Source organism: Paraburkholderia sp. 31.1 (assembly GCF_014397645.1).
GTDB lineage: Bacteria > Pseudomonadota > Gammaproteobacteria > Burkholderiales > Burkholderiaceae > Paraburkholderia > Paraburkholderia tuberum.
Genome location: NZ_VZQN01000204.1, coordinates 1 through 566, shown reverse-complemented (window position 1 = coordinate 566; position 566 = coordinate 1). Strand labels below are relative to the sequence as shown.

The 566-nt window shown below is 61.5% G+C and carries 1 protein-coding gene; it reads left to right on the top strand.

Going from position 1 to position 566, the window contains the following annotated elements:
• The coding region (locus F6X37_RS38175; protein WP_187614694.1) for a M23 family metallopeptidase at positions 1–566 on the top strand (566 nt) is incomplete at both ends.

Genomic DNA, 566 nt, shown 5'->3' with positions numbered 1-566 from the left:
ACGGGAACAGATTGCACGTATTTTTGCCTCCCGGCTCGACGTTGCGGCGCCCGCGCAGAAGGGCGACACCTATCGCGTTTTCCACGGGCGCGATGCCGCGGCGCCACAGCGCAGGCGCGTGACGGCCATCGAACTCCGCTCAGGCGCTAAGGTCTACCAGGCCGTGTGGTTTGTCGCACCGGGGCACGCCAACGGGGACTATTATTCATTCGACGGACGGCGGCTTGCCGCTGAACCCTTTTCGATGCCGCTCGATTACGTTAGGGTCAGTTCGACTTTCGGCAATCGTGTCCATCCGGTCAGCGGCAAGCAGCATTTTCACACCGGCGTGGACTTTAGTGCGCCGAAGGGGACGCCCGTAGTGGCGGCTGCTTCGGGAACCGTGAAGTTCGTAGGCAACGAAAGCGGATATGGGCAGTACGTTGTGCTCAATCATCCGCAAGGCTATACGACGTATTACGCACATCTGTCTAGCTTCGCCCGCGATTTGCGCGTTGGCGCGTCCGTGACTGAAGGACAACGACTCGGCGCAGTAGGCAGCACCGGCAGGTCCACGGGACCTCACC